The 1,011-nt window shown below is 50.7% G+C and carries 1 protein-coding gene; it reads left to right on the plus strand.

The window, feature by feature from the left end; genetic code table 11:
* Positions 1–150 precede the first annotated feature (150 nt).
* Positions 151–267: a C2H2-type zinc finger protein gene (locus E1189_RS26110; protein WP_408014673.1), complete on the plus strand. Its 117-nt coding sequence runs from the start codon at positions 151–153 to the stop codon at positions 265–267.
* Positions 268–1,011: the final 744 nt, after the last annotated feature.

Here is a 1,011-nt window from a genome sequence, read left to right on the forward strand (position 1 = left end):
AACCTGGACGGGTGCAACAAGTCTTTCACCCGGTCCGGCGATCTCACAAGACATAGGCGCACTCACACGGGGGACAGGCCATTTGTCTGTGATCAGAACGGGTGCAAGCGGTCTTTCACCCAATCCGGCGATCTTACCAGGCACAAGCGTATCCACTCAGGGGACAGGCCTTTTCTCTGTGACCACTACGGGTGCAACAAAACGTTTGCCACATCCAGTAATCTCATCAAACACAAGCGCGCCCGGCACAAGAGGAAAGATGAGTGACCCGGTCTTCCCTTTCACAACAATACCCTGATCACCAGCATGACAAGAGGCCGCCGGCTACGCTGCTACCTTCTTTGTTTTCTATGGGAAGGAAGGAAAGGGTCTTCAGGCTGAACTTTGTTGTCACCAGTCTCTGCATGGCGATCGGCCTGTCTACATCTGCCATCTATGCATCAGAAGACAAGGGCAGACCTCTCCACTCTATTCCGCTACGGCCATTAGATATGATATCGACAGGCAGCATTGCCATACATCCTGCGGACAGCACACATATCCACCCTGGTGAAACCACATCCTGCACCGTCAACAGGTCTGCCGGTCACCACTTTGTGCATTGCCGCGGGAAAAAGCAAAAAAACCAATTACCACTCACGGGATCAACGACTGTACAACACCTGTCAGTTGAAACGGGTGCCACAACACGGATTAGACATCCATCTAACCTTTGTCGCATTTCCAGTAACAATGAGGCTCCTCATATTTTATGTACATCTCCTTCTTTATCTCCCCTTCTGAATTCCCTATTTCCAGAGTTTCCAGAGTTTTCGGACTTGGAGCAGGATGACGCCCTACTTTCAGAGTTATCGTATTTATTGCAGGATGGTGTCTTTCAGAGCGTTCTTTGCGCCAGTGCAGAGGAGTGTACATTCGATACAAGTGTCACTCTTACTGAAATGAGTCCGACTCAGCCTGATAGCGATCAGCAGCCCACGGACACCTCCGGGATGCACACCAAACACAAGC

Origin of the sequence: Parendozoicomonas verongulae, from assembly GCF_009711465.1 — a bacterium.
GTDB lineage: Bacteria > Pseudomonadota > Gammaproteobacteria > Pseudomonadales > Endozoicomonadaceae > Sansalvadorimonas > Sansalvadorimonas verongulae.